This is a genomic window from Desulfobacter sp. (assembly GCF_050177295.1).
This window is the reverse complement of sequence record NZ_JBFXHE010000499.1, coordinates 1-2916: the sequence shown is the minus strand read 5'-3', so window position 1 is coordinate 2916 and position 2916 is coordinate 1. Positions and strand designations below refer to the sequence as shown.

General features: G+C 46.4%; 2 protein-coding genes and 1 rRNA gene. 2 read left to right on the top strand and 1 reads right to left on the bottom strand.

Annotated elements, in window-relative coordinates; all coding sequences use genetic code 11:
* A 5S ribosomal RNA gene (rrf, locus tag AB7U36_RS21690) occupies positions 1-91 on the top strand; the annotation flags it as partial.
* Between the two features lie 193 nt (positions 92-284).
* Here rrf and AB7U36_RS21685 read toward each other — a convergent pair.
* Positions 285-770, bottom strand: a complete 486-nt coding sequence (locus AB7U36_RS21685; protein WP_287037316.1) for a MaoC family dehydratase — start codon at positions 768-770, stop codon at positions 285-287.
* Between the two features lie 470 nt (positions 771-1240).
* On the opposite strand from AB7U36_RS21685, the gene AB7U36_RS21680 reads away from it, so the two are divergent.
* The coding region (locus tag AB7U36_RS21680; protein ID WP_428161687.1) for a sigma 54-interacting transcriptional regulator at positions 1241-2916 on the top strand (1676 nt) is incomplete at its 3' end.

Sequence of the window (2916 nt, the reverse complement as noted above, 5' to 3'; positions counted from 1 at the left end):
ACCCGTACCCATCTCGAACACGGAAGTTAAGCTCTTTAGCGTCGATGGTACTGCATGGGAGACTGTGTGGGAGAGTAGAACGCCGCCGGTTCTTTTTTAAAAAAGCCCTGATTATTTATTGCAAATGATCAGGGCTTTTTTTTATGCATCATGTTTTGTGGTTAATGAATGAGACCGAAATAACTTAACTTGGGAGCGCGGGCGTCCCGCCTGCATCTTTACTGCCGGAGGGACGTCCGCGCTTCCGGATTTAGCAAAATGGGCATTTTATTTAAGACCGGTTCCTAAGGGTAAAGGCGTGCCAGAAATTCGGCAACACAAGCCGGCTTTTCACCACCTTCAATATCAATGGTAATAAGATAACAGATCTGTATACCGCCCTTTACCTCTTCTACTTGATGAAGTGTCGTTCTTGCCCGAATTTTGGCCCCAGCTTTAACAGCAGAAGGAAAACGAAGTCGGTTAAGACCATAGTTTACCCGATACTTCATGCCGGGATAATTTTTCTGAAAAAAATCAGGATGATTACTTTCAGTTAGATAAGGCAATAAAGACAATGTCAAATACCCGTGAGCAATTGTTGATTTATAAGGAGACTCTTCTTTGGCTCGCTCAACATCTGTATGAATCCATTGCACATCACCGGTAACTTCAGCAAAATCATTAATTCGTTTCTGCTCAATCTCAAGCCATGGCCCCACATGAATCTGTTGACCAATCTGTGGTTTAATAAAATTTAAAAACTCCTGGCATTTTTTCTGATCGCTCATGGTTTTACTCTCTTTAGTTTAATATTTTGAAAGCAGCTGTAAATTGTTTAAGTACAACGATTGGCAAAACGCAAGAAAAAAATAATCAAAAAATTCAACTGATGCTTCGTCGCTTCAACCGACCGACTGTCATCTGACGGATGATCGACACCGCGGGGCTCCGGGTCCGGCTGGTTGAAACAAACTGGCTGCGGATATGGTGTAAATATAAGATGAGCCTAAATTTATAGTTGCCTTTTGGGTCAGGGAATGTTTAATCAATCCAATTGATATTATTGAGTTTTAAAATTGTGCCATAAAAAGCATCTTTTCAAATAAACATTATGATATCAGGCTGTGATAAAAAACTGGATCATTGAGTGTCAGAGTTTGTTTGGTAATTAGGGGATCAAAGAGAAATATCATGAAAATAAGAACCAATTTTCACCAATTTTCTGAAATTTAAACCGCTTGATTTCTGCAGGTGTGCTATGAAAACAAAACCCGGCCCGGATCAGGCCAGACATGACATATTGGCTCAAACAGGCCGGATTCCGGCGGATATGATGTGGTTGTTCACATTTTCCAGTCTATGCCGGCGGGCCATGCTACATACCGCTGATGCCTCCGGACTTCTGGATGAAATTGTGAGTGCGGTGGAAAGCCATACCCCTTATTATACGGTTTGTTTCAAATCTGTTTTCTATCCTGAATCCGGTCTGGAGAGCGGTGACAATTGTTCACCCCATAGCGGTATAGACGATTTATCCCCTTTTCACAGGAGGTGTGTAAACCCAAAAACAAAAAGCCTTAAAAAAGTCACGGATACAGATCTTCCCAAATCCGTGCAAAAACGCCTTGGCATGAAAAGCGGGACCCTGGCCACCGCGTTGTACTTTCCCATAAATGACCCTTGTGAAAAAGGGGGCCTGTGTCAGGTTTTTTATGCCCTCAGCGGATATGTGCCGCACGCCCTGGAACTTTTGGTTTTAGAAGAGCTTTCGGCAGACCTTGGCAAAACCCTGGACCGGCTGCACAGGAACCGGGGCGTTGAAGAACAGATCCTGGAACTGACGCGCCAAAAAGAGATGTACCACAGCGTTTTTGAAAACACAGGAACCGGAACCATCATCATTGATCCGGATATGATGATTCTTCATGTGAATGCCAAATTTATGGCCCTGGTGGGACTTGAGCGCAATGAAATCGAGAATCGGATGAGGTGGTCCCAGTTCGTGGTGCCCGGTGACAATGAAATGATGCAAAATTATCATTACGGTCGACGAAAGGGCCTTTCCGGCATTCCCACCGAGTACGAATGTCGGATTTTTGCCAAGTCCGGCGATATTCGGTATATTGATATGAAGGTGGGCATGATTCCCGGGACCGGCAGAAGCATTGCGTCGTTTATGGATATCACAAAAAGAAAACTTGCCGAGAACCGCCTGCGGCAAAGTGAGGCCCAGCTCAGTGATATCATACGTACCTTTGAGGGATTGATTTATATTACATCAAAAGATTACCGGGTTGAGTTCATGAATATCACGCTGCAGGAAAAAGCCGGCCGAAGCGGGGTGGGTGAAAAATGCTACAGGCTGATTCACGCCCTGGACTCCCCCTGTCCCGGGTGTCGGCTTGAGTCTGTTCTTTCAGGCCAGACCCGCAGGTGGGAACTGAAAAGTCCCAGGGACGGCCGATGGTACTGGTCTATCCAGTCTCCGGTTTATGACAACCGGGGGCGGATTGTCAAAGCCCAGACCATCCATATGGACATCACCGACAGAAAGCGCCGGGAAGAGCAGATCAGCGAAGATGCGGATCTGCTCAGAAATGAGAACATCGTTCTTCGATCCGCCATGAAAGAGCGGTACCGGTTCGAAAACATCGTGGGAAAGAGTCCGGCCATGCAGAAAGTGTATGAGCTTGTGGTACGGGCGGCCGCAAGCAACGCCCCTGTGATCATCTATGGCGAATCCGGAACCGGAAAAGAGCTGGTGGCCCGGGCGATTCACAATTTGAGCAAGCGCAGTAAAAAACAGTTTGTGCCCGTCAACAGCGGGGCCATCAGTGAACATATTATAGAAAGTGAATTTTTCGGCTACCGCAAGGGGGCATTCACCGGCGCTGAAAAGGACAAAGAGGGGTTTCTTGGGACGGCTGACGGCGG